At 58.0% G+C, this 26,206-nt stretch carries 29 protein-coding genes, 1 pseudogene and 1 riboswitch; of the genes and pseudogenes, 8 read left to right on the top strand and 22 right to left on the bottom strand.

Features of this window, described 5'->3' with window-relative positions:
* Positions 1–64: 64 nt before the first annotated feature.
* Positions 65–679, bottom strand: coding sequence for a DTW domain-containing protein (locus ABRP31_RS05990; RefSeq protein ID WP_349971519.1), 615 nt, complete (start codon positions 677–679; stop codon positions 65–67).
* Between the two features lie 9 nt (positions 680–688).
* Entirely contained in the window at positions 689–1,582 is an 894-nt protein-coding gene (locus tag ABRP31_RS05985) for a LysR family transcriptional regulator (protein ID WP_349971521.1), read from the bottom strand.
* 269 nt (positions 1,583–1,851) lie between these two features.
* On the opposite strand from ABRP31_RS05985, the gene speB reads away from it, so the two are divergent.
* Together speB and ABRP31_RS05975 are read left to right on the top strand one after the other, a co-directional pair.
* Positions 1,852–2,802, top strand: coding sequence for an agmatinase (gene speB / locus ABRP31_RS05980; protein WP_087272316.1), 951 nt, complete (start codon positions 1,852–1,854; stop codon positions 2,800–2,802).
* 248 nt (positions 2,803–3,050) lie between these two features.
* Positions 3,051–3,302, top strand: a complete 252-nt coding sequence (locus ABRP31_RS05975) for a hypothetical protein (RefSeq protein WP_349971523.1) — start codon at positions 3,051–3,053, stop codon at positions 3,300–3,302.
* A gap of 115 nt (positions 3,303–3,417) precedes the next feature.
* On the opposite strand, the gene ABRP31_RS05970 is transcribed toward ABRP31_RS05975, so the two are convergent.
* From ABRP31_RS05970 to ABRP31_RS05960, 3 genes are all read right to left on the bottom strand, one after another.
* Positions 3,418–3,546 carry a PA1414 family protein gene (locus ABRP31_RS05970; protein WP_338014038.1) on the bottom strand — a complete coding sequence of 43 codons (129 nt, stop codon included), beginning with the start codon at positions 3,544–3,546 and terminating at the stop codon, positions 3,418–3,420.
* Between the two features lie 402 nt (positions 3,547–3,948).
* A complete protein-coding gene (gene rmuC, locus ABRP31_RS05965) occupies positions 3,949–5,313 on the bottom strand; it encodes a DNA recombination protein RmuC (RefSeq protein ID WP_349971534.1) in 1,365 nt (454 codons plus the stop codon).
* 194 nt (positions 5,314–5,507) lie between these two features.
* Positions 5,508–5,930 (bottom strand): tetratricopeptide repeat protein, encoded by a 423-nt coding sequence (locus ABRP31_RS05960; protein ID WP_087272324.1) that lies wholly within the window; start codon positions 5,928–5,930, stop codon positions 5,508–5,510.
* Between the two features lie 920 nt (positions 5,931–6,850).
* Between ABRP31_RS05960 and ABRP31_RS05955 the strand changes: the two genes are divergently transcribed.
* The 3 genes from ABRP31_RS05955 to ABRP31_RS05945 all read left to right on the top strand — a co-directional run bounded on the left by ABRP31_RS05955 (position 6,851) and on the right by ABRP31_RS05945 (position 9,237).
* Positions 6,851–7,075 (top strand): hypothetical protein, encoded by a 225-nt coding sequence (locus ABRP31_RS05955; protein WP_087272327.1) that lies wholly within the window; start codon positions 6,851–6,853, stop codon positions 7,073–7,075.
* A 265-nt stretch (positions 7,076–7,340) separates the two neighbouring features.
* The gene (locus ABRP31_RS05950; protein WP_087272329.1) at positions 7,341–7,820 is read left to right on the top strand and encodes a hypothetical protein; all 480 of its coding nucleotides are present in this window, start codon (positions 7,341–7,343) and stop codon (positions 7,818–7,820) included.
* A gap of 151 nt (positions 7,821–7,971) precedes the next feature.
* A complete protein-coding gene (locus ABRP31_RS05945) occupies positions 7,972–9,237 on the top strand; it encodes an OmpP1/FadL family transporter (RefSeq protein WP_087272332.1) in 1,266 nt (421 codons plus the stop codon).
* A 94-nt stretch (positions 9,238–9,331) separates the two neighbouring features.
* On the opposite strand, the gene ABRP31_RS05940 is transcribed toward ABRP31_RS05945, so the two are convergent.
* The 13 genes from ABRP31_RS05940 to cobO all read right to left on the bottom strand — a co-directional run bounded on the left by ABRP31_RS05940 (position 9,332) and on the right by cobO (position 20,565).
* Positions 9,332–9,883: a glutathione peroxidase gene (locus ABRP31_RS05940; RefSeq protein WP_349971525.1), complete on the bottom strand. Its 552-nt coding sequence runs from the start codon at positions 9,881–9,883 to the stop codon at positions 9,332–9,334.
* A 74-nt stretch (positions 9,884–9,957) separates the two neighbouring features.
* On the bottom strand, positions 9,958–10,080 hold the full coding sequence (locus ABRP31_RS05935; protein WP_274521400.1) for a hypothetical protein: 123 nt from the start codon (positions 10,078–10,080) through the stop codon (positions 9,958–9,960).
* Positions 10,077–11,279 (bottom strand): MFS transporter, encoded by a 1,203-nt coding sequence (locus tag ABRP31_RS05930; protein ID WP_349971527.1) that lies wholly within the window; start codon positions 11,277–11,279, stop codon positions 10,077–10,079. Before ABRP31_RS05930 ends, ABRP31_RS05935 begins: the two co-directional genes overlap by 4 nt.
* Before the next feature lie 206 nt (positions 11,280–11,485).
* Entirely contained in the window at positions 11,486–12,217 is a 732-nt protein-coding gene (locus ABRP31_RS05925; protein WP_349971528.1) for an adenosylcobinamide-GDP ribazoletransferase, read from the bottom strand.
* 125 nt (positions 12,218–12,342) lie between these two features.
* Positions 12,343–12,927 (bottom strand): alpha-ribazole phosphatase family protein, encoded by a 585-nt coding sequence (gene cobC, locus ABRP31_RS05920; RefSeq protein WP_349973711.1) that lies wholly within the window; start codon positions 12,925–12,927, stop codon positions 12,343–12,345.
* Positions 12,924–13,976 (bottom strand): nicotinate-nucleotide--dimethylbenzimidazole phosphoribosyltransferase, encoded by a 1,053-nt coding sequence (gene cobT / locus ABRP31_RS05915; RefSeq protein WP_349973710.1) that lies wholly within the window; start codon positions 13,974–13,976, stop codon positions 12,924–12,926. The genes cobC and cobT overlap by 4 nt, the downstream gene beginning before the upstream one ends.
* On the bottom strand, positions 13,973–14,494 hold the full coding sequence (gene cobU, locus ABRP31_RS05910; RefSeq protein ID WP_349973708.1) for a bifunctional adenosylcobinamide kinase/adenosylcobinamide-phosphate guanylyltransferase: 522 nt from the start codon (positions 14,492–14,494) through the stop codon (positions 13,973–13,975). The genes cobT and cobU overlap by 4 nt, the downstream gene beginning before the upstream one ends.
* A gap of 120 nt (positions 14,495–14,614) precedes the next feature.
* On the bottom strand, positions 14,615–16,087 hold the full coding sequence (locus tag ABRP31_RS05905) for a cobyric acid synthase (RefSeq protein WP_349973707.1): 1,473 nt from the start codon (positions 16,085–16,087) through the stop codon (positions 14,615–14,617).
* Entirely contained in the window at positions 16,084–17,103 is a 1,020-nt protein-coding gene (cobD, locus tag ABRP31_RS05900; protein WP_349973705.1) for a threonine-phosphate decarboxylase CobD, read from the bottom strand. Before cobD ends, ABRP31_RS05905 begins: the two co-directional genes overlap by 4 nt.
* Entirely contained in the window at positions 17,096–18,004 is a 909-nt protein-coding gene (cbiB, locus tag ABRP31_RS05895) for an adenosylcobinamide-phosphate synthase CbiB (RefSeq protein WP_349973703.1), read from the bottom strand. Before cbiB ends, cobD begins: the two co-directional genes overlap by 8 nt.
* On the bottom strand, positions 18,001–18,651 hold the full coding sequence (gene bluB, locus ABRP31_RS05890; RefSeq protein ID WP_349973701.1) for a 5,6-dimethylbenzimidazole synthase: 651 nt from the start codon (positions 18,649–18,651) through the stop codon (positions 18,001–18,003). Before bluB ends, cbiB begins: the two co-directional genes overlap by 4 nt.
* On the bottom strand, positions 18,648–19,943 hold the full coding sequence (locus ABRP31_RS05885; RefSeq protein WP_349973700.1) for a cobyrinate a,c-diamide synthase: 1,296 nt from the start codon (positions 19,941–19,943) through the stop codon (positions 18,648–18,650). Before ABRP31_RS05885 ends, bluB begins: the two co-directional genes overlap by 4 nt.
* Positions 19,944–19,953: 10 nt before the next feature.
* Positions 19,954–20,565: a cob(I)yrinic acid a,c-diamide adenosyltransferase gene (gene cobO, locus ABRP31_RS05880; RefSeq protein ID WP_087272368.1), complete on the bottom strand. Its 612-nt coding sequence runs from the start codon at positions 20,563–20,565 to the stop codon at positions 19,954–19,956.
* A 97-nt stretch (positions 20,566–20,662) separates the two neighbouring features.
* Positions 20,663–20,881, bottom strand: a riboswitch (cobalamin riboswitch).
* Between the two features lie 102 nt (positions 20,882–20,983).
* Between cobO and ABRP31_RS05875 the strand changes: the two genes are divergently transcribed.
* The 3 genes and pseudogenes from ABRP31_RS05875 (at position 20,984) to ABRP31_RS05865 (ending at position 23,189) form a co-directional block, all read left to right on the top strand.
* Positions 20,984–22,327, top strand: coding sequence for a sorbosone dehydrogenase family protein (locus ABRP31_RS05875; RefSeq protein WP_349973699.1), 1,344 nt, complete (start codon positions 20,984–20,986; stop codon positions 22,325–22,327).
* Positions 22,328–22,583: 256 nt separating this feature from the next.
* Positions 22,584–22,911, top strand: a pseudogene (locus ABRP31_RS05870) (type II toxin-antitoxin system RelE/ParE family toxin).
* Positions 22,908–23,189, top strand: a complete 282-nt coding sequence (locus tag ABRP31_RS05865) for a helix-turn-helix domain-containing protein (protein ID WP_243245346.1) — start codon at positions 22,908–22,910, stop codon at positions 23,187–23,189. Before ABRP31_RS05870 ends, ABRP31_RS05865 begins: the two are co-directional and overlap by 4 nt.
* Before the next feature lie 22 nt (positions 23,190–23,211).
* On the opposite strand, the gene ABRP31_RS05860 is transcribed toward ABRP31_RS05865, so the two are convergent.
* The 4 genes from ABRP31_RS05860 to hda all read right to left on the bottom strand — a co-directional run bounded on the left by ABRP31_RS05860 (position 23,212) and on the right by hda (position 26,083).
* The gene (locus ABRP31_RS05860) at positions 23,212–23,748 is read right to left on the bottom strand and encodes a C40 family peptidase (protein WP_087272374.1); all 537 of its coding nucleotides are present in this window, start codon (positions 23,746–23,748) and stop codon (positions 23,212–23,214) included.
* A gap of 93 nt (positions 23,749–23,841) precedes the next feature.
* Positions 23,842–24,543: a C40 family peptidase gene (locus ABRP31_RS05855; RefSeq protein ID WP_087272377.1), complete on the bottom strand. Its 702-nt coding sequence runs from the start codon at positions 24,541–24,543 to the stop codon at positions 23,842–23,844.
* A 77-nt stretch (positions 24,544–24,620) separates the two neighbouring features.
* Positions 24,621–25,385, bottom strand: coding sequence for an NAD-dependent deacylase (locus ABRP31_RS05850; RefSeq protein ID WP_349973697.1), 765 nt, complete (start codon positions 25,383–25,385; stop codon positions 24,621–24,623).
* On the bottom strand, positions 25,379–26,083 hold the full coding sequence (gene hda / locus ABRP31_RS05845) for a DnaA regulatory inactivator Hda (protein WP_027902380.1): 705 nt from the start codon (positions 26,081–26,083) through the stop codon (positions 25,379–25,381). Before hda ends, ABRP31_RS05850 begins: the two co-directional genes overlap by 7 nt.
* Positions 26,084–26,206: the final 123 nt, after the last annotated feature.

The following is a 26,206-nucleotide window of genomic DNA, read 5'->3' as shown; positions in this document are numbered from 1 at the left end:
AGTCTAGGCCTTATCAGCCTGGCCACACAGTTACAGTTAGGCTGTTAGAGTGCCCACAAGTGTTTTAGTCCACCGTACCTGCGCGCGGTTCAACGTGATTGCGCTGGTAGGTGTCGTCACCCATGGCTGCAATCTGCTTATCGATCAGCGCTTCGAACGGCGCGAGCAATGAAGCGAATGAACGCGGGGCTTCAATAAGCTGCAAAGCGTGGGTAATCGCTTCCAGAGTGGATAAGGCGTCAGGCCCCGGCGCCTTGCGCAAGCGGTAGCGCGATTCAGGAACCATGCCTAGCGTCACTCGAGGCAATGCCGCCAGCTCAGGATTCACATGTAACAGCTTGCGCGCCTTGCGCCAGGTGCCGTCTGGCACCACCAATAGTCTCGGCAAGCTGTCCACCGGCTCCGCCACCAGACTCTGCGCCCCCTCCCCCGGAAACAAAAGGCACGGTCGATAACCCGGCGGATTGAGCAACGTGTGCAAATCCTCGAAAACCTCACCCACTACCAGCTGCGAATTGTTCAAGCCCAGCGCAGCCAGTTTCGCGGTATTTAGCGCATGGTTCACCTCACTGGGATGCTGCAGAATCAACACCCGCGTGCGGCTGTCCAGGTGCGGGATCAATGAACACAGGCAATGGCTTTCGGGACGCAGGCAGCGTTCACAGCGAAGGCGAGACATCAGCGTTCCTCAGATGGGGTTCAGTTGCGCTTTGAGCAGGTCACGGAAAGTCTGAATCAATGGCTCACGACTACGCCCGCGGCGCAAAATCATCGAAAAGGGTGCCTGATAGCCGAACGTCGCAGGCAGCAGCACTCGCAGATGACCTGAATCCACCCAGGATTGCGCGTAGTGCTCAGGCAAATAACCGATGTAGGCGCCCGACAGCACCAGAATCAGTTGCGCCTCCATACTTTCCACCGTTGCTGCACTGTGCTTGAAGCCATGCCGGGCCAGCTCTGCCTGGCTCCAGTAGCCGCGCCCGACCATGCGTTGCTGAGCGATGACTGGCTCGGGAATCCGCCGTTCGGTAAACAGAGGATGACGATTACTGCAATACAGCCAGTGCTGCTCGCGATACAACGGCTGATAAAGTAAGCCATTCATGCGCGTGGAGAACGAGCCAATGGCCAGATCCAGACGGTTATCCAACACACCCAATTGCAACTCGTAAGGGCTCATCACCGACAGGTGTAAATGCACTGCCGGATGCTCTGCGCTGTAAGCACCAATCACTTCGGCAAACGGCAAGGCCCTGTCACTGACGGTGGAGTCCAGCACCCCGAGGTTGAGCGTGCCGCGCAGCTCGCCCTTGAGCGCTGCAGCATAGAGTTCGAACCCTTCCAGCTCGCCGAGCAAACGTAGGGTTTCTTGATGGAACAGCTCGCCTTTGCTGGTCAGGCTGAAGCCACCCCGGCCTCGATGACACAGGACGATGCCCAGCGCCGCTTCGAGTTGGCTCATGTAAGTGCTGATCGCCGAGGTCGACAGATTCAACTCCTGCTGCGCGCTGGCAAAACCTTGATGGCGCACCACACTAGCGAAAATCCGCAGGAGTTTGAGGTCGGGTAAAGCGCTGGGCATGGAATAGGTCCGCAATGCGATGATTTGGAATAACACCGGACCGGTGGGAGCTGGGCTTGCCCGCGATTCAGGCGCTGCGTTTTCAAGTGAACTGCGCCAGCCTTATCGCGGGCAAGCCCAGCTCCCACATACACCGAAAAATGCGCAAGCTTAGCCCAAAACCCCTTTAGTTCTGAAATTCCTGAACTAAGTATTTCGCCTCAGCGATTGTTCCCCGCGTTCATGCTTCGCAAAATCGACCTCATTGAAACCAACGCTGAGGCACACTCGTGGACAAGATTTTTCACCAGCCACTGGGCGGCAACGAAATGCCGCGCTTCGCCGGTATCGCTACCATGATGCGCTTGCCGCATTTGCAAACCGCCGCAGGTCTGGACGCCGCCTTTGTCGGGGTTCCTCTGGATATCGGCACCTCATTGCGCGCCGGCACTCGTTTCGGTCCTCGCGAGATTCGCGCCGAATCGGTGATGATTCGTCCCTACAACATGGCCACTGGTGCTGCGCCGTTTGATTCGCTGTCAGTCGCGGACATTGGCGACGTTGCCATCAACACCTTTAACCTGCTGGACGCCGTACGGATCATCGAAGAAGCCTACGACGAGATTCTCAGCCATGACGTGATCCCTCTGACGCTGGGCGGCGACCACACCATCACCCTGCCGATCCTGCGTGCCATCCATAAAAAGCACGGCAAGGTTGGGCTCGTGCATATCGACGCCCATGCCGACGTCAATGACCATATGTTTGGCGAAAAAATTGCTCACGGCACCACATTCCGCCGGGCTGTAGAAGAAGGCCTGCTGGACTGCGATCGCGTTGTGCAGATTGGCCTGCGCGCTCAGGGTTACACTGCCGAAGACTTCAACTGGAGCCGCAAGCAGGGCTTCCGCGTGGTTCAGGCCGAAGAATGCTGGCACAAGTCGCTCGCGCCTTTGATGGCTGAAGTCCGTGAGAAAGTCGGCGACGGTCCTGTTTACCTGAGTTTCGACATCGATGGCATCGACCCCGCTTGGGCTCCTGGTACCGGCACGCCGGAAATCGGCGGGCTGACCACTATTCAAGCCATCGAGATCATTCGTGGTTGTCAGGGGCTGGATCTGATCGGCTGCGATCTGGTCGAAGTTTCACCCCCGTATGACACCACAGGTAACACTTCTCTATTAGGTGCCAATCTGCTCTACGAAATGCTCTGCGTATTGCCTGGCGTGGCTCATCGCTAAGCGACACCTGCTGTACCGAAAAGGATGCCTTCAGGCATCCTTTTTTATTTGCCTGCTGACACGACAGATGACCGAGATGTTGAAAGTTATGAGCTAGCCTTAAGCATTGCAGGAGCATGGAAGCACTTGGGCCAACAGAGTGTAAACCTCGTAGCGCTTAATGATGCCAGTGCATAACCACACGGAAACACCCTCTGTTTTATGGAAGTTAGGGCTGATCCTCCAACGACAAAAAACAGGAGGTTTTCATGGATCGTGAAGAAATACGGCAACACGTTGTGGATGCGCTCGGGGTCATTCTTGTCGACAAAACAGTCATCGAGGACAATCAGACCATTGATAGCCTGGTTCTTGATGAGGAGGATATAGACGAGCTTTCCAAAATGCTCCAGAAGTCTGGAATCAACTTCAAGAAACGCGCGAGAGAAGAGGCGCTGAAGCACTCGGAGAGTACGACCCTAATGGCGTTGATTGATCACATTTTCCTTAGCCAACACTAATAACCCACGCCGGTACCCGGCAGCGTTATTGATGTAAAAAACAGATTCGCAGGCGCTCAGACCTAAGCATTGCAACGGGACGCGGACGCGTCCCGGGAGGGAGATGCAGCGTTAATTACCGACGCTGGGGCTGGCGGCGCCGCTTGTCGTCAGTGCGAACAGGTACGGGTTGCAATTTAGGACGTTCGATCAGACCTAAAGCGACCCCGAGATCATGAAGCCAGTCTTGCAATTTAGTGTTCATAAAGCCCCCCTTCAGGGAAATACTCAACGACTGATTTTCAAGCCGCTTGTTACAGATAGTAGTGCCAACTCACACTTTACGCCTGCTCACGCAGTCTTGCGGAAAAACATCTTTCACGATGTGTTCAATGTGACATTTCTTGCGTAGGTCTCGCGTGTTTATGCGACAGACGGTGAGACAAGAGTCTGGATCATGCCCAGCTCGTGGATTCGGATCGGCTTTGACCGCATTGCCGACCACCCCTCAGCCAAAAAACAAACGTTTACCCTGCAGGAGCAGCCGAAGGCTGCAATGGCGGTATGTCAGAAGTAACGCTTCGCAGCCCCCGGCAGCTCCTACAGATACGCAATGGGATTCACAGAAGCGTATTTTCTGACCAGGAGCCGCGCAAAACCCCGTACGTCACTCCGGTAACTGCACCAGCCCTTCATCATCGGTCATGGCTTTTTCCAGCAAATCGGCGGGCAGATTCTTGCTAGCCCGGGCGCCAAGCAGCTTGAGCTGTTCACTACGGCTGACCAGATTTCCTCGCCCATCCGTCAGCTTGTTACGGGCCGCGCTGTAGGCCTTGTCCAGTTGCTGCAAACGACTGCCGACTTCATCCAGGTCCTGAATGAACAACACGAACTTGTCGTACAGCCAACCCGCACGCTCGGCAATTTCCCGGGCGTTCTGACTCTGGCGCTCTTGCTTCCACAGGCTGTCGATGACCCGCAAGGTAGCGAGCAAGGTCGTCGGACTGACGATCACGATGTTGCGATCGAATGCTTCCTGAAACAGGTTCGGTTCAGCCTGCAGGGCAGCAGAAAATGCCGCTTCTATCGGTACAAACAATAAGACGAAATCGAGACTGTGCAGCCCCTCGAGACGTTTATAGTCTTTGCCGGACAAGCCTTTGACGTGATTGCGTAGCGAGAGCACATGCTGCTTCAGTGCGGTCTGACCGATCACCTCGTCGTCAGCACTGATGTACTGCTGATAGGCCGTGAGACTGACCTTGGCATCCACCACCACTTGCTTGTCACCGGGCAACATGATCAGGACATCAGGTTGAAAACGCTCACCGTCCGGGCCTTTCAAACTGACTTGAGTCTGGTATTCGCGGCCTTTTTCCAGCCCTGCATGCTCCAGCACACGCTCAAGAATCAGTTCGCCCCAGTTACCCTGGGTTTTCTGCCCTTTGAGGGCTCGCGTCAGGTTGGTCGCTTCATCGCTAAGGCGCAGGTTGAGCTGCTGTAGACGCTCCAGCTCCTTGCCCAGGGAAAAACGCTCCCGGGCCTCAGCCTGATAGCTTTCCTCCACACGCTTTTCGAACGACTGAATGCGCTCTTTAAGCGGGTCGAGTAACTGGCCGAGTTGCTGCTGACTCGTTTCGGCAAAACGCTGCTCGCGCTCGTCGAAAATCTTGCTGGCCATTTCCGCAAACTGAGCCCGCAGCTCGTCTCGAGAGCTTTGCAGATCATTCAGGCGTTGCTGATGGTTTTCTTGCTGCTCACGCAACTCGGCACTGAGGGCGGCGCATTGCACATCAAGACGACGCAGCTCGGCTTCTTTATTAGCGCGCTCGTGATTCCAGTCCTGAGCGGCAGCCTGGGCGTTGTCACGCTCATGACGCAGCAGTTCGACTTCACGCCGGGTCGCGGCCAGATCGGCTTGCTTGATCGAGTTTGCCTGGCTTAAGTCGCTGATTTCATCGCGGCTGGCGTCCAGTTGAGCATTCAACCCGTCCTGGGCCATCTGCGCAGTGCTCAGTCGTTCGTCAAGCAGTGCGGTCTCAGCTTGCTGCAGGCTGAGTTTGCGCTGCAGTTGCCAGGCCAACGCCAAGAGCGGCAATGCTGCTGCGCCAAGCCCGAAGAGCAGGCTGTTCAAATCCAATGCCATAGAGACTCCCGATACCGAATTCGTGCTTGCGGCATTATGCGCGATGCGAGGCAGGCGTCGGCACTGGATTAGCGGTGCGCTTAGCGGCGGTCAAGTTGCCGGAGTAAATGCCTGGCATCCTGCGAGCCTTTTGCCGAAGCCAGCTCCAGCCAATGACGCGCCTGTTGCGGTTCATTGATGGGAGCCTGAGCACACAGCCGACCGTACTCGAATTGAGCATTACAATCCCCTGCCCGAGCAGCCTGTCGCAGCAACTCATGGCCGATACGGCGATCACGGGTATTGCCGCAGTCCCGGCAAAGCATTTGCCCGAGTCGGCTTTGCGCAACCACCACACCACTGCGTGCAGGTTGCTTGAGCAACCGGCCGGCAAAATGTTTGACGCTTGGCTTTTGATTCAGGCGCGGGTTATCCAGCAACCACAAGGCAACACGCAAAGAAAAACGTGCAGGTTCACGGGAAGCAACAGATGGTTCGGGTGACAGATCAGGGCGAGACTTCATACACACAACGGGGGCAAATCAGGAGGCGCGCAACTCTACACTTTTTCTGGCTCAGGTAAAGGGCCAAGTCGCGAAAGGCGCTTAGTAGAGCAAGCGCTAGGGACAATCCACAGAAGCTGTGGATAACTCAGTGGACAACCCGCCTTCACACCCCGCAAACGTAGACAGAATGGGGCCTGCGCTTAAACTGACGATTTTTTCACCAGCAAAAAAAATTGATGTTTTTCATTGACTTAATAATTCACCACTGTAAATCAAGCCCTTAGGCGCGCATATGACAGTGATGTGGCAGCAAGTTGCGCCAATGTGCACAAGTCGGTTCCAAACCGCGATTGGCTCACAAAAATATCGCTACAAGCCGCTTGCAAGTGCTAGCTGATCTCAATTGGAACCGGCTTTTGAGGACATATGGCGACGAACGGAGGCTCCCTTCTGTACATTTTTTCGCCATCCCCCCTTTTAATGCCCAGGCAACTCCGTTACCATCGTCGCCGTTAGTACCAAGCTGAAAGTCAATTTTTGGTCGAAAAAGTCCCCCGGCAAACGGTTTTCATGACGTGAGAACGTTGCTGACAACAAGGGATCGACCACCTCGATGGTTTCCAGACATGGCCTGCATGCCGACTACCCGCAGACGGGAGTGGCAATGCAATCATCCATGGCCTGACCGAACCAGCCTGCAATTGATCAGGATCTGCACCCAGAGCGTCGAACCTTTGCTCTTGTTGTGTTGCCTGCCCTCCTAAGTACCTACCGGTCAGCCCGAACGCCATACGATAAAGTGCGTTTCAACTGGCTGCTTTTGTTCCAGACAGGTTCTTCGCCAAGCCGCATCCTGCAGATCAGGATCGCCCGCGTTTACTGGAACGTTTTATTTTTGCACGGCAATGTTCCGTGTCGTTTTAGGAAACACCTTAATCATGACTACTCATAATCAGACCCAACACGCTATCCATACACTGACCAACGCTTTTGCACCAATGAACTGCCTGATCATGGCCGCTCGCAAAGGCTGCTTCAGCTTCACCCTCGTCAACGAACACGGCATTGCTCGCCACACCGAGCGCCTGTACCCCGATCAGTACTCCAGCGCAGAACCGCTGCAGGCAGTGATCGAGCGTACCCGTCAGGCCCTGATTGCCTGATACGCAGCTCGTTTTCGCAGGAATAAATGGCCCCGACTGGATAAGTCGGGGCTTTTTTTTGCCTCGATTTTACAACGCCTCTTCTATTGCCAAGGGCTATATGGAAAGCGACGACTGGCAGGAATTAACTTAAAAACAGTCCTTTACAGGAGAAATATGACACTACACTTCAACTTGAGCGGCCCAGGTCGCTTCCGCCGGGTCCGATCCTGATCAGTCGCTGCCATACGTACGGACCCGCCGGTCACTTCTTCCCGAGGATGTTATGGGAATCGATGCCAGAGACTTATCCCGCCACGTAATCCGGCCCACTTTGCTTTATCTGGACCGGCATAGCCCTCGCGCAGAGTCGTTCCTGCTCGCCGTTGCTGCCAGCCAATCCGACCTGGGTGCCGCGCTGGACAGCCGCCGCGGACATGGCCTTTACAGCATTTCCGAATGCCGCCACCGACATTTATGGGACAACTATCTCGCCCTGGATCCCGAACTGGCCAGTCTGGTTCGAGGCCTGGCCAGCCAACATGCGTTTCTGACCGGACCGCATCTGGAGTTAACCGTCAATCTGCGCTACTCGACTGCTATTGCCTGGTTGATGGTCGAAGCTGGCGGTTTGGGCCTGCCCGACGACGAAGATCCCCGTGTAATGGCCAAAATATGGCGCGAAATATTTCAGCCACAAGGCCGATTACGCGATTTTTTAAGCGCCTGGCAGACCTGCGTCACGCCACTTTCGCACCCGGCATGAATGGCCTTCGCCCAAATCAAGATAAAAGCAAATGCCTGCATTTTTATCGGATTGTCCTACAAAAACAGCTCTAGATCAGGCCATTCGGACTATGGCGCATTCCGAAAAATGTTGGTAATTTCCGCGCGGTGATCAACATGGAGTTCTAATAATGAAAAAAGTAATGCTCAAGACCACAATTGGCCTCACCGTCAGTCTCGCTGCCTCCCAACTGTTCGCCGCCGGCTTTGCCATCAATGAACAAAGCATCAGTGGGATGGGTACCGGTTTCGCGGGCCGCTCCTCATCTGCCGACGATGCAAGTACCGTATTCGGCAACCCTGCCGGTATGTCCCGTCTCAAGCGCGAACAAGTCAGCGTTGGCGCAGCAGCAATCATCGCCAAGACCGATATTGATGACGCCAGCAGCACATTCGGCGGAAGCAATGATGGCGATATGGTACCGGTCGTCGGAGTTCCGATGGGGTATTACGTCAAGCCGATTGATGATCACTGGGCATTCGGTGTGGGGGTTTACGTTCCGTTTGGCTTGGTCACTGATTACGAAAGTGGTTTCGCCGGGCGCTATTTTGCAGACAAGAGCCACGTTCAGGTTGTCACCTTCCAGCCCACCATCAGCTACGCATTCAACGACAAGGTGTCCATTGGTTTTGGCCCGACCATCAACCGTATTGATGGCGAGCTGACCTCCTCAGCTCTTAACCCGGTAACCGGGCCGATCAACGACGGCAAGGTCAAGGTCAAGGGTGATGACACCGCGCTGGGTTTCAACGTGGGCATTCTGGTTCAGGCCACCGACAGCACACGCGTGGGCGCAACCTACCACTCCAAGGTTAAATACAAGCTCGACGGCGATACCAAAATCTCTGGCCCCAACTTCGGTCCGTTCAACGGCCAGAAGTACGACGCGTCGCTGGATCTGACCACGCCTGAATCCGTCGACTTCTCGGTTACCCATGAGCTGGACGCCAACTGGACACTTTATGCGGGCAGTACCTGGACTCGCTGGAGTCGTCTGGAAAGCATCGACGTCAAAAACAGCGGCGTACCTGGCCCGCTGACCCCAACCATCGGCACCATCTCCGAGCCTCAGAACTGGCATGACACCTGGGCTCACGCTATTGGTGCCTCCTACAAGGTCAACAAGGAATGGACCTTGCGCACCGGTTTCTCGGTGGATCAATCGCCAACCAACAATGAAAACCGCTCGCCGCGCATTCCTACCGGTGACCGCAAAGCGATCAGCTTCGGCGCTGGCTGGAGCCCGAACGACAACTTGACCATCGATGTTGCGTACTCGTATCTGCGCGAAGATGAAGCGAAGATCCGTGATTCCAGCGCTACGAAAGGCACTTACAACGCGGACTTCCGCAACACCGCTCACGGTCTGGGTAGCTCGATCACCTACCGCTTCTGATCCATCGATCGCAACGGGCTGACCCAGCCGTTTGCGAGTCAACAAAAAGCCCCGCAATCAGCAATGGTTGCGGGGCTTTTTCGTTATTACTGATTCAAGGCCTGGAAGCGATAGCCTTCTCAACGGCAGCAATCAGCTCCGGATCATCCGGTGTGGTCATGCTGGAGAAGCTGGCGACTACATTGCCTTTGCGATCCACCACGTACTTGTAGAAATTCCAGCGCGGCGCGTTGCTCTGCTCGGCCAGCACTTTGAACAAGTGGGTAGCGTCGTCGCCTCTGACGGGTTGTGGCTCAGTCATGGTGAAGGTCACGCCGTAGTTGACGTAGCAGACCTTGGCGGTTTCTTCGCCATCCTTGGACTCTTGCTTGAAGTCATTGGACGGCACACCGAGCACTTCAAGGCCCTGCCCTTTGAAGCGCTGATTCAATGCTTCGAGGCTTTTGAACTGAGGTGCGAAACCACAAAAGCTGGCGGTGTTGACCACCAGCATTGGCTTGCCGGCGAAGCGCTCGCACAGGTTGATGTTTTCCTTGGCACGCAGCTTGGGCAACTCCCCTTGCAACAGGGCCGGGCAATCGGCAGCCATGGCAGTGCCACCTAAAGCGAACATGAGAACCGGCAGAGCTATCCAGCGAATGTGCATAAGGCATCCCGAGCGCCTGTGCGGCGCAGTCATTGTTGTCTATGGGACAAACTAACCCGCGCCCAGCCAAATGCCTAGAGGCAAGCGCCCATGCCCAACTGCAAGGCGGCCAGCCCGACGTTTTGCCAGGCCCACCAGATCAGTGCCAGCGTCAGTGCCCCAGTCAGGCCTGCGCCCCAGAGCCATAATCTGCTCATGCCGCGTGGGCCTGCAATCGGGCAACCGGGCGTTCACGCACGGGCCAGTTCAGCGCAGCCGCCAACAGACTCAGCAGTATCGACACTTGCCAGATCAAGTCGTAATTTCCGGTACGGTCATACACCACGCCTCCCAGCCATCCGCCGAGGAAGGCGCCCAATTGATGGAACAGGAACACGATACCACCGAGCATCGACAGGTTACGCACGCCAAACAGGGTGGCGACGGTGCCGTTGGTCAGTGGAACAGTAGACAGCCACAGCAAGCCCATGGCCACGCCGAACAGATAGGCAGAGGTTTCACTGAGCGGGAGCGAGATGAACAACACGATCACAACAGCGCGCAGCAGATAGAGAGCCGTCAATAGACGCGGCTTGGACATACGCCCGCCCAGCCAGCCTGCGGTGTACGTCCCGAAGATATTGAACAGGCCGATCAGCGCCAGCACGGTGGTGCCGATCCTGGCCGGTAAATGCTGGTCCACCAGATACGCAGGCAAATGCACACCAATGAACACCACCTGAAAGCCGCAGACGAAAAAACCCAGGGCCAGCAGCCAGAAACCCGAATGCGAACAGGCTTCCTTCAAGGCTTCACTTAGGGTTTGCTCGCCGCCAACCAATGGTGCCGGACTGTCCCGGAGCATCATCACCAACGGCAGAATCAATGCGACCAGCACACCCAGTACCAGCAAGGCACTGGACCAACCCAGCCAACCAATCAACCCCAGCGTACCAGGCAGCATGGCGAATTGACCAAATGAACCGGCCGCACTGGCGATCCCCATGCCCATGCTGCGCTTTTCAGCGGGCAGTGCACGGCCGACGACACCGAGGATCACCGAGAACGACGTGCCGGACAGACCAATGCCGATTAACAGTCCAGCGCTTAATGACAAAGTCAGCGGCGTATCGGCCATGCTCATCAGCATCAGTCCCAAGGCATAAAGAATGCCGCCGATGAACACCACCTTCGCAGCACCAAAGCGGTCGGCCAAGGCTCCGGCAAATGGCTGAGCCAAGCCCCACATCAGGTTCTGGAAGGCGATAGCAAACGCAAAGACCTCGCGCCCCCAGCCAAAATCGGCACTCATCGGTGCGAGGAACAACCCGAAGCCATGCCGAGTACCCAGCGACAGCGCCAGAATCAACGCACTGCCTAGCAGGATCCAGCCACTGGTACGCCAGACGGATGTCATTGTTATTCTCCCGCTCACGCGCTCAAGAAAAATTACGTGGATATACCCGTAACAGAATGTGTAGAAGCTACGCGGTGGGGGATGGGAGTGTCAATCTGATCGGATTGGCAATACGGTACTTGTAGGAGCTGCCGAAGGCTGCGATAGCGGTGTGTCAAGGAAGATGTTTGGCAGCCTTCGGCAGCGCCTACAATAACCTTGGTAAATCAGGCCAATACCATCGCCAATAGCACCGCGACTTCCAGCAACTCCAGCAATGCACCCGCCGTATCACCGGTGGTGCCGCCCAGACGCTTGAGCATCAAATGGCGCAGCCACAAGAAACAGGCAACAGCAGCAGCGAGAGCGTACAAACCGGACACACCGGCAATCACTACGCAAGCCACCGCACAAACGATCAACACTTGCTTGCCCGCCGAGCGCGGCAAGTGGTCAGCCAGCGCCTGCCCCAAGCCGCCAGCCCTGACGTATGGCGTGCACAGGAACAGACCAAGCATGGCGCTACGGCCCAGCACTGGCGCCAACAGCAACGCGATGGAGTTCTGACTTTCAATCAGCGCCAGCAACGCAGTGAATTTAAGCAAAAGCACCAGAATCAGTGTGACCACCGCAATCGGTCCGCTGCGGGGATCTTTCATGATGGTCAAGGTGCGTTCGCGGTCGCCAAAACCGCCGAGCCAGGCGTCAGCGCTGTCGGCAAGGCCGTCCAGATGAAGTCCGCCGCTGAGCAACACCCAAGCGGTGAGGAGCAATGCAGCATGAAGCATGACGGGTGCGCCGCTGAGCAGCGTATTCAAGCCCAGCAATACAACGCCAAACAGCACGCCTACCAGCGGATAGAACAGCAACGACCGCCCTAGCTCCTGCGGCTTGGGCATGCCGGGCAGGCTGATGGGGAAACTGCTGAGAAATTGCAGGGCGATCCAGAACGGCAACATGTCAGGCCTTGCTCCTAAAACGCTGAATTGAAATGATTTTTTGTAGGAGCTCACGAGCACCGCGAGGCAGCGATGGCGGTTTTTCTGACACTCCGCCATCGCTGCCTTGCGGTGCTCGTGAGCTCCTACAGGTCTGGTCGGGGCTCCGTCAGTAGCCCGCCATCAGCCACATTTATCGCCAACAGCGCGCCATGCCCAACCGTGACTTGCAGCAATTGCTCACGAGGCAAGCCACGGGCCTTTGCCAGCAGCAGGCGCATGACGCCGCCATGGCTGATCAACAAAACACGTTCGCCCGCATAGGCTTGATGCAATTGTTCGACAGCAGCCAACACCCGCGCCGAAAACTCAATGACAGGCTCTCCATTGGTTGGCGTGAAGCCGTAAGGGTCATTCCAGAACAGGCCCAGACCTTCAGCATCGGTTTCCATCAGTTGCGCGGCGCTGCGCCCTTCCCAATCGCCGAAATGCAATTCCTGCAAGCCCGGCTCCAGGCTCAACGGCAGTGCCAGGCGTTCGGCCAGTTCTTCAGCAAAACGGGCGCAACGTTGTAGCGGTGAACTGACAATCCGGTCCCATGGGCCGGCTTGCGCCACCGCTGTACGCATCTGCGCCCAGCCGTTTTCGGTCAAGGCGTCGTCCAGGCTGCCACGCATGCCGCCGCCCAGTTCGGTCTCACCGTGACGCAACATTTCAAGATGCAGGATCATGCGGGACGATCTGCCACCGCGGCTTCAGCGAAAGTCGCCATACCGTTGTGCAACTGACAGGCCAGACGCACCAGCGGCACCGCCAATGCTGCGCCGCTGCCCTCACCGAGACGCAAGCCCAGATCCAGCAGAGGATCGGCCTGCAAGGTCTCCAGCAGATGACGATGGCCCGGCTCAGCGCCGCGGTGACCGAACAACAGCCAGTCACGGCACGCAGGGTTCAGACGCACGGCGACCAGTGCCGCGACGCTGCAAATGAAACCGTCGACCAAGACTGCAATACCTTCTTGAGCACAGGCCAGATACGCACCGACCAGCGCCGCAATTTCAAAGCCGCCCAGGCAGAACAGACTTTGCAGGGGATCGCCAGCCTGCTCGGCGTGCAGCTTCAACGCGCGCTCGATAACGTCTGTCTTGTGGCTGATGCCCGCCGCATTCAAACCGGTACCCGGCCCAACCAGCAACTGCGCCGCGCACTCAAGCAGCGAACAGGCCACGGCACTGGCGGCAGCGGTGTTGCCGATGCCCATCTCGCCACCGATAAACAGTTCAGTGCCAACCGCTTTGGCCCGCAGTACGCTGTCGCGCCCGGCCTGCAATGCCAGCAGGCCTTGCTCTTGAGTCATGGCCGGGGCTTTGGCGAAGTTCGCGGTACCGGCACCGATGCGCAGATGGCGTACTCCCGGCAAATCCAATGGGCTGACAGTGCCCAGGTCCACCACGTCCAGTTGCGCCGACAGCTGCTGAGCCAAAACGCTGATAGCCGCCCCGCCGGTCACGAAGTTGTGCAACATCTGCCCGGTCACTTCCTGCGGGTAAGCTGAAACGCCTTCCGCTACGACACCGTGGTCGCCCGCAAAAATGGCGATCCACACCGCGTCGACTTTGGGTTTCACTCGACCTTGCAGACCGGCCAATTGCACCGCAACGCGCTCCAGTTGCCCAAGGGAACCGGCGGGTTTGGTCAATTGTTGCTGCCGCGCCAGGGCTTCTTCCCGGACCGGAACGTTGATCGCTTGCGCGGGCTCAAGCCACCACGAGTTACTCATAATGCAGATCCTTTCAATGTCAGAGGCAAACCGGCGACGGTCAGCACCACACGCTGGCAAAGCTCGGCCAGAGCCTGGTGCAACAGGCCCGCCTCATCGACATAACGACGGGTCAGCTCACCGAGGGGCACCACGCCCAGCCCGGTTTCGTTGCTGACAAAAATGATTTCGCCCGGCAGTTGCGCCACGCAGTCGAGCAGCGCCTGGCGCTCTTGCACAAGACGCTCAGTGTTTTCAAGCATCAGCAAATTGGTCAGCCACAGGGTCAGGCAGTCCACCAGCAAGCAGCGTTCGACGCTGGCGTTGTCCCGCAGAACCCGCGCCAGCTCGATAGGTTCTTCGATCAGTCCCCAGGTGTCAGGCCGACGCTCGCGGTGCATGGCGACACGTTGATTCAGCTCGCCATCTACAGGCTGACTGGTGGCGATGTAAATCACTTCCAGCCCTGAGCCAGCGGCGAGGCTTTCAGCAAGCTTGCTCTTGCCGGAGCGTGCGCCACCGAGGATTAGTTGCTGCATGTGAGCGCCTTTCTATCAAATTGAAATATGTTCCCCTGCAGGCGCTCACGAGCAGCGCGAGGCAGCGATGGCAGTTTGTCTGATGCCCTGCTATCGCGGCCTCGCGCTGCTCGTGCGCTCCTACAGGTCAAGTGCTTTGGCATTTACCCCACACAACTCACGCAGCAACTTGCCATTCAGATGGTTCTCCACCAGATCCGCCAGCCGCTCGATGTCCCGCTCGCGCAACGCGTGGTAATCCACTTGCTGCACGTCCTGCAAACCGGCCCAGCGCAGTAAGGCACTGCAGGCCTCCGGGGTTTCGAACAGGCCGTGCAGATAGGTGCCAAAGATCTGCCCGTCGGCGCTTTGTGCTCCGTCGCAGCGGTCGTCGTCCAATAGCACAGCCGGGTTTTCCAGCGCTGCGCCCGTGGTCACGCCAGCATGGATTTCATAGCCGCTGACCTGCACGCCTTCCAGAAGCAGACGCCCTTTCACGTTGCGCAACTGCTTCTCTTCTTCGAGCACCGTGCTCATCGCCAATAAACCAAGACCGGCGCTGGAACCGGGCGCGCCCTCCAGGCCCAGCGGATCATGCAACTGCTCACCGAGCATCTGTAAACCGCCACAGATCCCCAGTAGCTTGCCGCCATAACGCAGGTGCCGGGCGATGGCGCTATCCCAGCCATTGGCGCGCAGATAAGCCATGTCGCTGCGCACACTTTTCGAGCCGGGCAGGATGATCAGGTCAGCCGAAGGAATGGCCTGTCCCGGCCCGATAAATTGCAGATTGACCTGCGGATGCAGGCGCAGCGGATCGAAATCGGTGTGGTTACTGATGCGCGGCAGAATCGGCACCACCACGTTGAGCACTTGCTCGACTTTGTCGGTCTGGCGCTGATCGAGACCGTCTTCGGCCTCCAGATGCAGGTCCATCACGTAAGGCAGCACGCCGACCACCGGTTTGCCGGTCCGCGCTTCAAGCCAGTCGAGGCCCGGTTGCAGCAAGGCGATATCGCCACGAAAACGGTTGATGATGAAGCCTTTGACCCGCGCCTGCTCACTGGGAGAAAGCAATTCCAGCGTGCCGACCAAATGAGCGAACACACCGCCACGGTTGATATCGGCAATTAGCAGCACGGGGCAATCCACCGCTTCGGCGAAGCCCATGTTGGCGATGTCGTTGGCGCGCAGATTGATCTCGGCAGGCGAGCCAGCCCCTTCAACCATGATCACCGGATAGGTCTGCCCCAGCCGCTCGTGGGATTCCAAAACCGCCTTCATGGCGATCTCTTTGTAGCCGTGATAAGCCACCGCATTCATGGTGGTCACCGCACGGCCATGAATAATCACCTGCGCGCCGGTATCGCTGTTGGGCTTGAGCAAGACCGGATTCATGTCGGTATGCGGCTGCAGTCCGCAAGCCTGGGCCTGCACCGCCTGGGCACGGCCGATTTCGCCACCGTCCGCCGTCACCGCGCTGTTGAGCGCCATGTTCTGCGGTTTGAACGGCACCACGGCAACGCCCTGACGCGTCAGCCAGCGACACAGCGCCGTTACCAGCGTACTTTTGCCCGCGTCGGACGTGGTGCCCTGCACCATCAACGTAGTCATGGCTGCTCCTGGCTGGGCAGGCTTTGGTTGAACTCGATCAGCGCCTTCTCCAGACGCTGCCAGTGGGCTTCAGTGTCCGGCAGACCGAAGCGCAGACTGCCATCGAGCGGGTTATCGCTGACGAACAAGCGCAACAGAATGCCGCGCCGGGCGCAGAACTCATGCAGCACCTCCGCATGCGGGGTGATGACCCGTTGAAACAGCGCGCTGCCACCGCTTGGCTGAAGCCCGTGGCGCGTAAGGACCTGTACAAGCCGCTCACTGGCCTGATCAGTGCGGCTACGTTGCGCGAGGTGCCCCTGAACATCCTTAAGGCAGGCTTCGCCGATAATTCGCGTGGGACCGCTGACGCTCCAGGGGCCGATTTCCTGAGCCAGGGATTTGAGCAAACCCGGCTCAGCCAGTACAAATCCCAACCTCACACCGGCAAGCCCGAAGAACTTGCCAAACGAGCGCAGCACGATCAGACCGGCCAAGCCGGTGTGGGCCGCAAGGCTCAAGTCCGGCGTGTTGTCCATAAAGGCTTCATCGACCACCAGCCAGCCACCCCGCTCTGCCAGCCGTGCTTGCCACTTCAACAAGCGTTCCGGGGTGAGCATCAAGCCGGTTGGATTGTTCGGGTTAACCACTACCAGTACGTCGAGGCTGTCGAGGAAGTAATCCACTTCATGCTCAAGCACTTCGCGCACTAAAAAGCCCGCGCTGCGCCAGGCATGAGCGTGCTCGGCATAGCAAGGCGACAACACGCCGACCTTACCGGCACTGCGCAAACGCGGCAGGGCCTGAATCGCTGCCTGGGAACCGGCGACCGGTAACGCTCGCGCTGCGCCGTAATAAACACAGGCGGCTTGCTCCAGACCGTCATCGGCTTCAGGCAAACGATGCCAGGCGGCTGCCGGGATCGCTGGAATCGGGAACGCCCACGGTGCAATGCCCGTGGACAGGTCCAGCCAGTCAGCTTCATCGATGCCGTATTGCCTGGCTGCCCTGCGCAGGCGACCGCCATGTTCAAGCATAAAATTCGGCTCCAATGCACAACACTAACAACCATAACCACACACCGCGCTGCACCAATTGCCAGCCGCGATCAATGGAATTAGCGTCAGCGGGCACACCTTCACCCAACTGCGGACGCTGATGCAGTTCGCCGTGATAAATCGCGGCACCGCCCAGTTCGACACCCAGAGCACCCGCGCCAGCGGCCATCACCGGCCCGGCGTTTGGGCTGTCCCAGGTCGGGCCTTGAGTGCGCCAGCAGCGCAGAGCCAGACGGGTTTTGCCTAGCAACGCGTAGGTCAGCGCCACCAGCCTTGCAGGAATGTAGTTGAGCACGTCGTCAATCTTTGCCGCCGCCCAGCCAAAACGCTCGAAACGCTCATTGCGATAACCCCACATGGCGTCCAGCGTATTGCTCAATCGGTACAAGACCACGCCCGGCGCCCCGGCAACCGCAAACCAGAACAACGCAGCAAACACCGCATCACTGCCGTTCTCCAGTACCGACTCAGTGGCGGCGCGGGCGACTTCGGTGGCGTCCAGTTCCGAGGTCTGGCGACTGACCAGATAGCCGACCCGACGGCGCGCCTCTTCAAGGTCGTCCGAGCGTAACGCCTGAGCCACCGGCTCAACGTGCTCGCCCAGACTGCGTAAACCCAGTGCGCAATACAGCGCAAGGATTTCCACCAGCCAGCCAATGTAAGGCAGCCAACTCAACGCAGTCGCCAACAGGGTCAACGGGATAACCGCGATAAACCACGCCGTGACGCCATGGCTACGCCAGCCGCGACCGCCCGAATTGAAACGCTTCTCTATCCGGTCAGCGTAACGACCAAAGGCGACCAATGGATGAGCACGCTTCGGCTCGCCCAGCAACGCATCCAGCGCCACCCCGGCAACACTCAACAGCGCCACACTCATTGATCCGCTCCCCATTGGTTTTCAAACAGCATTTCGTTCAGCGGGCGCTCTTTGCCCCAGCCTTCCATGACCAGCATCGGCACCGGATAAAACTCGGTCACCGGCCCCAGACACAGAATCGCCAAAGGTTTCGCACCCTCGGGCATGCCCAGCAAGTCAGCCAAAGCTTGTGGTTCAAACAGAGAAACCCAGCCCATACCCAGCCCTTCGGCACGCGCTGCCAGCCACATGTTCTGAATGGCGCAGGACAACGACGCCAGGTCCATTTCCGGCAGTGTGCGACGGCCGAAAATGTGTTTTTCGCGATCATCCATCAGCGCGGCAACGAGGACTTCTGCGCAATCGTTGATGCCTTCGACTTTAAGCTTCATGAAGTCATCGGCGCGTTCGCCCAAGGCCTCGGCGGTACGAATCCGCTCCGCCTCAACCTGCGCCTGAATGTTCGTACGCAACGTCCGGTCGGTGATGCGAATAAACCGCCAGGGCTGCATCAAGCCCACGCTGGGTGCCTGATGCGCCGCTTCGAGCAGACGTGTCAGCAACTCGGGCGCGACGCTGCCACCGCTGAAATGCCGCATGTCCCGTCGCTCGGCAATGGCGCGATAGACCGCAGCACGTTCTTCGGCGCTGTACGCGTGATCACTCATGGTTTGAAAAGCGCCGCAACCGCCTGGGGATTGGAAGGGAAATAGAAATGCACATAGGACGCCGTCATGCGCCCGTCGCGATAGACCGCCTCCGCGCCGCGCCCACCATTGGGGCTTAAACCACGGGCGATGGGCTGCAACTCGGTGCTGGTCAGCGAATGGTGATAAGTGTGGCCGCGTAGCTCGCCTTCGGGCAATGCGACGTTTTGTAGCGCCAGGGCTGCCAGACGTTTCTGCATCACGGCCTCGCCCTTCAGCAAGCCAACCAGCTCAACCCGCAGCCCGTCGACATCGGTCAAGGCATCAAGCAGATACAACATGCCGCCGCATTCAGCCAGCAACGGTTTGCCTGCCTGGTGGTGTTCGCGGATGGCGGCCAGCATTGACGTGTTCTGGCTCAACGCGACGTGATGCAACTCTGGGTAACCACCCGGCAAATAGAGACTGTCCGCTTCAGGTAAAACGCTGTCGCGGATCGGCGAGAAGAACACCAGCTCTGCGCCCATCGCCCGCAGCAAATCCAGACTCGCGCCATAGGTGAAGGCGAAGGCTTCGTCATGAGCGATGGCGATGCGTACACCTTCAAGCAGTGGTTCGGCCGGAATAATGTCCGGGGCGGCGAAGGTCACGGCGGGCGGCAAGGCCACTTCGCAGGTGCTGGCCAAGGCATTTGCGGCTGCGTCGAGGCGCAGGTCCAGGTCATTCAGTTCGCTGGCCTGTACCAATCCGAGATGACGGCTTGGCAGTTCGATTCCGGTTTCACGAGACAGCGCGCCATACCAGCGCAGACCTTCGGTCAGGCTGCCTTCAAGCAATTGCGCATGCCGCACGGTGCCGACGCGGTTGGCCAGTACACCAGCGAACGGCAGGTCCGGCTGGTAGCGCGCCAACCCCAGGGCCAACGCACCAAATGTCTGGGCCATGGCTGTGCCATCGATCACGCCCAATACGGGCACACCAAAATGACGAGCCAGGTCAGCGCTGGACGGCGTGCCGTCGAACAGGCCCATCACGCCTTCGATCAGAATCAGATCGGCCTCGCCCGCAGCCTGCCACAACAGGCGACGGCTTTCATCAGCGCCCACCATCCACAGGTCGAGCTGATAGACCGGCGCACCGCTGGCCCGCTCAAGAATCATGGGGTCGAGAAAGTCCGGCCCACACTTGAACACCCGAACCTTGCGGCCCTGATTGCGATGCAGGCGAGCCAGTGCAGCGGTGACGGTGGTTTTGCCCTGGCCCGAAGCGGGCGCGGCGATTAGAACTGCCGGACAGTGGCGCGGCTCGCTCATGAAAGTATGCTCACAGCTCTATGCCTTTCTGGGCGCGAATGCCTGCCTGGAAGGCGTGCTTGACCACAGTAATTTCGGAAACCGTGTCAGCCATGTCGATCATTTCCGGCTTGGCGCCGCGACCAGTGACGATCACGTGCTGCATCGGCGGACGCGCCTGCAAGTCACTGAGCACTCGCTCGATATCCAGATAACCGTGCTTGAGGGCGATGTTCAGTTCGTCCAGCACCACCAGACCAATGGCCGGATCACGAAGCATTTCCAGGGACACTTCCCAGGCGGCTTCGGCTGCGGCGATATCGCGCTGGCGGTCCTGGGTTTCCCAGGTGTAGCCCTCGCCCATCACGTGGTAACGAACCTGCTCGGGGAAACGCCGAAAGAAGAATTCTTCGCCGGTGCTGTTACTGCCCTTGATGAATTGCACGACGCCACATTGCATACCGTGGCCCATCGCACGGGCGAGCATGCCGAAGGCGGAGCTGCTTTTGCCTTTGCCGTTGCCGGTCAACACCAACAGCAAACCGCATTCGTTAGGGGCGCTGGCAATACGCTCATCCATGACGGCTTTCTTGCGCAGCATGCGCGCCAGATGGCGTTCGTCACGTTCAGGGGATTCGTTCATCTCAGCTCTCCGCTTGAGGGCACGCGAAAGCAGACGGAAGGCAAAGCAAAGACTGACAGCACGACCACAGGTCATGCGCAGAGCATCGCCCGCCGTGATGCTGTTGAATGGATCAGGCCGGTCTCCGGGCTCATGAGCGGGCGAACCCGGCTGCGCGCCTTCCCATGCCGGAGCACAGTGGCAGATTGCGCAGTTTTCACTCATTTACCGTTGCGGGGGCAGCGCCGGAATAGCTCGAAAAAAAGCGAACGCACCGGCTTCCCTGTTTCACTCAATCAGTCCGCAGACGTTGAGCACCTGAAACAAGCGCGCAGGTTAGAGCGTTGACCCGGGAGCGTCAATCAACACAGGGGTTGAACCTCAACAGAGTGAGGGCCTCTACCCCTTAATGCACCACTGCCCGTAACGGAGATCCACCATGTTCACGCTCAAACCGCACTACGCCGTCTTGCTCGTGCTTGCCGCTGGCCTCGCGGGCTGTGGCGAGTCCTCGACCTTGCAAGTCACCGACGGCACAGGCCCGGCTCCGAAGCTACCAGAGCCCAACAAGACCCTGATCCCGACCGTCAACATCGCACCGGCCGTCGGTTGGCCGCAGGGTGGCAAGCCTGTCGCGGCAGCGGGCACCCAGGTCGCCGCCTTCGCTGAAAACCTTGATCACCCGCGCTGGCTGTACGTGCTGCCCAACGGCGATGTATTGGTCGCCGAAACCAATTCGCCGCCCAAGCCCGATGACGATCAAGGCGTTCGTGGCTGGGTCATGAAAAAAGTCATGGGCCGCGCCGGGGCCGGCGTGCCTAGCCCCAACCGTATTACCCTCCTGCGAGACAAGGATCACGACGGCGTCGCAGAAACCCGCACGGCATTTCTGGAAAACCTCAACTCACCGTTCGGCATGACATTGGTCGGCAATACGCTCTATGTCGCCGACACCGACCGCCTGATCAGCTTTCCTTATAAGGATGGCGAAACGTCGATCAGCGCGCAGCCGACCAAGGTTGTCGATTTGCCAGGCGGTACGCTGAATCACCACTGGACCAAAAACGTCATCGCCAGCAAAGACGGCAGCAAGCTGTACGTCACCGTTGGCTCGAACAGTAACGTCGCAGAAAACGGCATGAAAGCCGAAGAAGGTCGGGCGGCAATCTGGGAAGTCGACCCGGTGAGCAAAACCCATCGCATCTTCGCCTCAGGCCTGCGCAACCCAAATGGCATGGACTGGGAACCAACCACCGGCAAGTTGTGGACGGCAGTCAACGAACGTGACGAAATCGGCAGCGACCTGGTACCTGATTACGTGACCTCGGTTCAGGACGGCGCTTTCTACGGCTGGCCGTACAGCTATTACGGGCAGCATGTGGACGAGCGCGTGAAACCACAAAATCCGGACCTTGTTGCCAAGGCAATCGCGCCTGACTTCGCAGTGGGCCCGCACACGGCTTCACTCGGCCTGGTGTTCGCCGACGGCAAAACCTTACCCGCGCCATTCAACGAAGGGATGTTCATTGGCCAGCACGGTTCCTGGAACCGCAAACCGCACAGCGGCTACAAGGTGCTGTTCGTGCCGTTCAAAGATGGCAAACCAGCGGGCACGCCGATTGACCTGTTGAGCGGTTTTCTCAATGCCGATGAAAAAGCCCAAGGTCGTCCGGTCGGAGTGGTGAATGACCATCAGGGTGGTTTGCTGGTAGCCGATGATGTGGGTAACAAAATCTGGCGGGTGACGGGAGCGAAGACGCAGCAGGCTGGAGTGAAGCCTTGAAGGGCCTGCCTCCGGATTTGAGTTGAACCAATCGCGGGCAAGCCCGGCTCCCACATGAATCGCATTTCCCTGTGGGAGCCGGGCTTGGTCTGGGCGGCATTCCGACGATAAGGTCAACTGTGACGCTCTGACTTACACGCACTACCACTCACCTACAAAACTCGCTGATTTTTCCTGACACCAGCTCCGAAAGAGCTGCTAAAGTTTGTTATTGAAATCGATAACAATCGCTTCACATCCTTATCGGAAGTGAAGCATGAAGCCACTGATATTCTTGGGGGATTCGCTGGAGCGTTTAAGGGAATTCCCAACCCCGGCTCAGTCAATAGCGGGCTTCCAGCTAGACCGAGTGCAAAGAGGGATCTCGCCAGAGGATTGGAAATCCTATGGCCAGTATTGGCGCGGGGGTACGGGAGATTCGAGTCAGAGAAATCTCAGGCGCATTTAGAGTGGTTTATTTGGCAACGTTGCCAGATGCCGTTTATGTGTTGCACGCGTTCCGCAAAACTACACAGAAGACAGCCAATAGGGACATTACGATCGCAACGCTGAGACTGGGCGATTTGATTAGGAGCAGAACATGACCGAAGAACAAACCTTTGCCAGTGTCTGGGACGCTTTGGCGGATACGGCCCAAGAGGCTGCGCACCTGAAAGCTCGCTCGCAGCTCATGATTGAACTGAACGAACAGATCAGGCAATGGCCGGGTAACGACACGGTCAAGGCCAGTAGACTCGGTATTACCAAACCCCGCTTCTCTAATCTGAAAGCAGGCAGAGTCGATCTGTTTAGCCTTGATGCTTTGGTCGATCTCGCTGCGGCGGCAGGATTGACGGTTTCCATGCACTTCGTCGCGGCTTGATAGCCGCTCAAGGCCAGTAGCGTTACTGATTCCGCGCCAGGTTCGAAGGCTGAATCACTCGCTTGGCGTCCAGATACGCCTTCTGCCAATAAGGCTTGTCGAGGCTGTCGAGCTTGACCGTGCCGCCCGTCGCAGGCGCATGCACGAAGCGGCCTTCGCCGACGTAGATGCCCGCATGGCTAACCTGTGAGCCGCCACCTGTGGCAAAGAACACCAGATCGCCCGACTGCAACTGCTCGCGGCCTACACTCGGCGCACGCATCACAATCATGTCGCGGGTCGAACGTGGCAAGGCGATGCCCGCAGCGTCACGGTAAACGAAACCAATCAGACCGCTGCAATCGAAACCCGAATCAGGCGTGTTGCCGCCCCAACGATAAGGCGTTCCTACCAGTCCAAGGGCGCGGAACAGCACGTCTTCGGCAGCAGGATTAGGGTTTTCGGCAGGAGCAACGATCACAGGACGCTGAACGACCCGTGGCTGAGGTGGCGGCGCACTGGCGCAAGCACCGAGCAACGCTGCAAGAGAGATGACCGCGAGGCGTAGCGTAATCGACATAAACACAACAACCCAATGTGGATGCGGCTTACTTTGCCGGAAGCCCGCAAAGCACAAGACAGGCTTATAGCCTGTCTTTGTACGGGACGCTAATTATTTGTGCTTACGCTTCTTGACCGCAGGAGTCTTGAGCGTCGTTGCAGTCATCGCGGTGGTCTGCGCTGGCGCAGTTGGCGATTCCATTGCCAGAGCACGCTTGGCTTCGATAAAGGTCTTGCTCCAGTACACATCGTCAAGGCTGTCGACGCGCACGCCGCCACTGCGACGGCTGCTGGAATGGATGAACTGATTGTCACCCAGGTAGATAGCGGCGTGGCTGACGCGACCGCGACCGGCAGTGCTGAAGAACAGCAGATCGCCAGGCTCAAGGTCGGTACGTTTAACCAGAGGCGCATCGATGTTGATCATTTCACGGGAAGAACGCGGCAGGCTCATGCCAGCCTCTTCACGGAACAGATAACCGATAAAACCGCTGCAATCAAAACCGGACTTGGTGGAGGTACCGCCGAAACGGTAACGGGTACCGATCAGGGATTTGCCACGTTCAAGAATGCTGTCTGCCAAAACGGGCAGCTGATAAGGCTTGTTGTCAGAGAAACGGGCCAGTTCAGCTTCAGTGGTCAATTCTTCCTGCAAAACCGAACGATCCGAACGGGCATTTACAGTTGGAGCGCTGACCGATCTGGCGGTTTGCTGCTGTACTTGCTGCTGTTGCGACACCGGTGAATTGGCGGCGCAACCTACGAGTAAGGTGACAAGTGCGAGAGGCACGAGGGGTGCGAAGCGAGCTAGCATGGGCACGACCGTGGCTGATAAATATTAAGAAGCCGCGACTATGCCCACTATCATTCTGATTTGCAAATTCAATCGAACTAAATGTGACTTACCAGTTCGCCCATGACATGTACTGCCCGGCAGGCAAAAAACGCGTCCATTTGTGACGTCTGATCGGTTGGCGTCAAATTTATTTGCGCCGTAAAACCGCCGCAAACCCTTGTTCTTATTACGGGTTCATGGATGTAGGGGAAGCTGGCGGTGGTGCCAATGCTCAGCACTGCATCAAAGCCTTTTGCCATCTCATCATAGAGCGTTTGCATCGCTTGCTCCGGCAACATCTCCTGAAACAAAACGACGGATGGTCGCATAACGCCACCACACGACTGACAGAGAGGCGGAAGAGGACGCTGCAGATGCGCACTCAACTCCGGATCCTCAGCACCACACGATTGGCAAAAAAGCGGCGCCAGTTGCCCGTGAATTTCGATCAGTCGTTCAGGCGGGCTGCCCGCAGCACGATGATAGCCATCGACATTTTGCGTCAGCACCCAACATTCCGGCTTTTTGCGCTGCAGGTCGGCAATGGCGTAATGCGCGGCATTGGGTTCACCACCCAGGCATGCCGTGGCCAGCTGCGCGATGTACTTCCAGCACAGCGCAGGATCGCGCCTTAGCATGGGGCCGGATAAAGCCATTTCGATAGGAATACCGTCGTCGGTTTCGCCGTTATACAAGCCACCAACGCCACGATAGGTCGGCAAGCCGGAATCGGCTGACAAGCCTGCACCGGTAATAATCAGAATCCGCTGGGCATGACGCAACGCCGAGGCGGTTTGTAGCAGCAACGCGGGGTCTACCACCCAAGCGTCTCTTTAAGGAAGGGAATGGTCAGCTTGCGCTGCGCCTGCAAGGAGGCCTGATCCAGAGTTTCCAGCAGATCAAACAGCGCGCTCATGCTGCGCGTACCGCGGGTCAGGATGAAATGCCCGACTTCGTCTGTGAGGTGTAGACCGCGACGTGAGGCACGCAGCTGTAAGGCACGCAGCTTGTCTTCGTCAGACAAGCCACGCATCTGGAACACCAGCGCCATGGTCAGACGTGATTTGAGATCGGGCAGTTTGACCGGCAATTCGCGTGGGGACTGCGAGGCCGCGATGAGCAGACGCCGACCGCTGTCGCGTAAACGATTGAATAGATGAAAGAGTGCTTCTTCCCATTCTGGCTTGCCGACGATGGCTTGCAGATCGTCAAGGCAGACCAGTTCGTACTGCTCAAGGTTGTCGAACAGTTCGACGCCTTCATCGATGACTTCGGCCAGCGGCAAGTAAACCGCCGGTTCTCCCATTTGCTCGAAGCGCAGACACGCGGCCTGCAACAAATGGGTGCGCCCCACGCCATCCTTGCCCCATAGATAGATGAGGCTCTCGGTCCAGCCCGCCTCGGCTTCACACAGCCGCTCGACGTAGCCGAGTGCCGCAGCATTGGCGCCGGGATAGTAATTGATAAAGGTGGCGTCATCACGCAGACGCACACCCAGGGGCAGCTGAATAGGTTTCATGCTGGCTGAACGGTTCAAGTGAGCCGTTAGGGGCCTCTGTGTAAAGTGCGCAAAGTTTATACCCGTGAAGCTGGGGGCACAATGAGCCAGACCATAAGCAAAATCAAAGGTTTGCGTGATTCC

Source organism: Pseudomonas caspiana (genome assembly GCF_040224095.2).
Lineage (GTDB): Bacteria > Pseudomonadota > Gammaproteobacteria > Pseudomonadales > Pseudomonadaceae > Aquipseudomonas > Aquipseudomonas caspiana.
Note: the sequence above shows the minus strand (reverse complement) of the source record. Positions and strands in the feature narration are given on the sequence as shown.

Coding starts and splice junctions, on each gene's coding strand:
- ABRP31_RS05990 (WP_349971519.1), bottom strand. CDS start 679: ATGTCTCGCCTTCGCTGTGAACGCTGCCTGCGTCCCGAAAGCCATTGC.
- ABRP31_RS05985 (WP_349971521.1), bottom strand. CDS start 1,582: ATGCCCAGCGCTTTACCCGACCTCAAACTCCTGCGGATTTTCGCTAGT.
- ABRP31_RS05975 (WP_349971523.1), top strand. CDS start 3,051: ATGGATCGTGAAGAAATACGGCAACACGTTGTGGATGCGCTCGGGGTC.
- ABRP31_RS05970 (WP_338014038.1), bottom strand. CDS start 3,546: ATGAACACTAAATTGCAAGACTGGCTTCATGATCTCGGGGTCGCTTTA.
- ABRP31_RS05960 (WP_087272324.1), bottom strand. CDS start 5,930: ATGAAGTCTCGCCCTGATCTGTCACCCGAACCATCTGTTGCTTCCCGT.
- ABRP31_RS05955 (WP_087272327.1), top strand. CDS start 6,851: ATGACTACTCATAATCAGACCCAACACGCTATCCATACACTGACCAAC.
- ABRP31_RS05950 (WP_087272329.1), top strand. CDS start 7,341: ATGGGAATCGATGCCAGAGACTTATCCCGCCACGTAATCCGGCCCACT.
- ABRP31_RS05945 (WP_087272332.1), top strand. CDS start 7,972: ATGAAAAAAGTAATGCTCAAGACCACAATTGGCCTCACCGTCAGTCTC.
- ABRP31_RS05940 (WP_349971525.1), bottom strand. CDS start 9,883: ATGCACATTCGCTGGATAGCTCTGCCGGTTCTCATGTTCGCTTTAGGT.
- ABRP31_RS05935 (WP_274521400.1), bottom strand. CDS start 10,080: ATGAGCAGATTATGGCTCTGGGGCGCAGGCCTGACTGGGGCACTGACG.
- ABRP31_RS05930 (WP_349971527.1), bottom strand. CDS start 11,279: ATGACATCCGTCTGGCGTACCAGTGGCTGGATCCTGCTAGGCAGTGCG.
- ABRP31_RS05925 (WP_349971528.1), bottom strand. CDS start 12,217: ATGTTGCCGTTCTGGATCGCCCTGCAATTTCTCAGCAGTTTCCCCATC.
- cobC (WP_349973711.1), bottom strand. CDS start 12,927: ATGATCCTGCATCTTGAAATGTTGCGTCACGGTGAGACCGAACTGGGC.
- cobT (WP_349973710.1), bottom strand. CDS start 13,976: ATGAGTAACTCGTGGTGGCTTGAGCCCGCGCAAGCGATCAACGTTCCG.
- cobU (WP_349973708.1), bottom strand. CDS start 14,494: ATGCAGCAACTAATCCTCGGTGGCGCACGCTCCGGCAAGAGCAAGCTT.
- ABRP31_RS05905 (WP_349973707.1), bottom strand. CDS start 16,087: ATGACTACGTTGATGGTGCAGGGCACCACGTCCGACGCGGGCAAAAGT.
- cobD (WP_349973705.1), bottom strand. CDS start 17,103: ATGCTTGAACATGGCGGTCGCCTGCGCAGGGCAGCCAGGCAATACGGC.
- cbiB (WP_349973703.1), bottom strand. CDS start 18,004: ATGAGTGTGGCGCTGTTGAGTGTTGCCGGGGTGGCGCTGGATGCGTTG.
- bluB (WP_349973701.1), bottom strand. CDS start 18,651: ATGAGTGATCACGCGTACAGCGCCGAAGAACGTGCTGCGGTCTATCGC.
- ABRP31_RS05885 (WP_349973700.1), bottom strand. CDS start 19,943: ATGAGCGAGCCGCGCCACTGTCCGGCAGTTCTAATCGCCGCGCCCGCT.
- cobO (WP_087272368.1), bottom strand. CDS start 20,565: ATGAACGAATCCCCTGAACGTGACGAACGCCATCTGGCGCGCATGCTG.
- ABRP31_RS05875 (WP_349973699.1), top strand. CDS start 20,984: ATGTTCACGCTCAAACCGCACTACGCCGTCTTGCTCGTGCTTGCCGCT.
- ABRP31_RS05865 (WP_243245346.1), top strand. CDS start 22,908: ATGACCGAAGAACAAACCTTTGCCAGTGTCTGGGACGCTTTGGCGGAT.
- ABRP31_RS05860 (WP_087272374.1), bottom strand. CDS start 23,748: ATGTCGATTACGCTACGCCTCGCGGTCATCTCTCTTGCAGCGTTGCTC.
- ABRP31_RS05855 (WP_087272377.1), bottom strand. CDS start 24,543: ATGCTAGCTCGCTTCGCACCCCTCGTGCCTCTCGCACTTGTCACCTTA.
- hda (WP_027902380.1), bottom strand. CDS start 26,083: ATGAAACCTATTCAGCTGCCCCTGGGTGTGCGTCTGCGTGATGACGCC.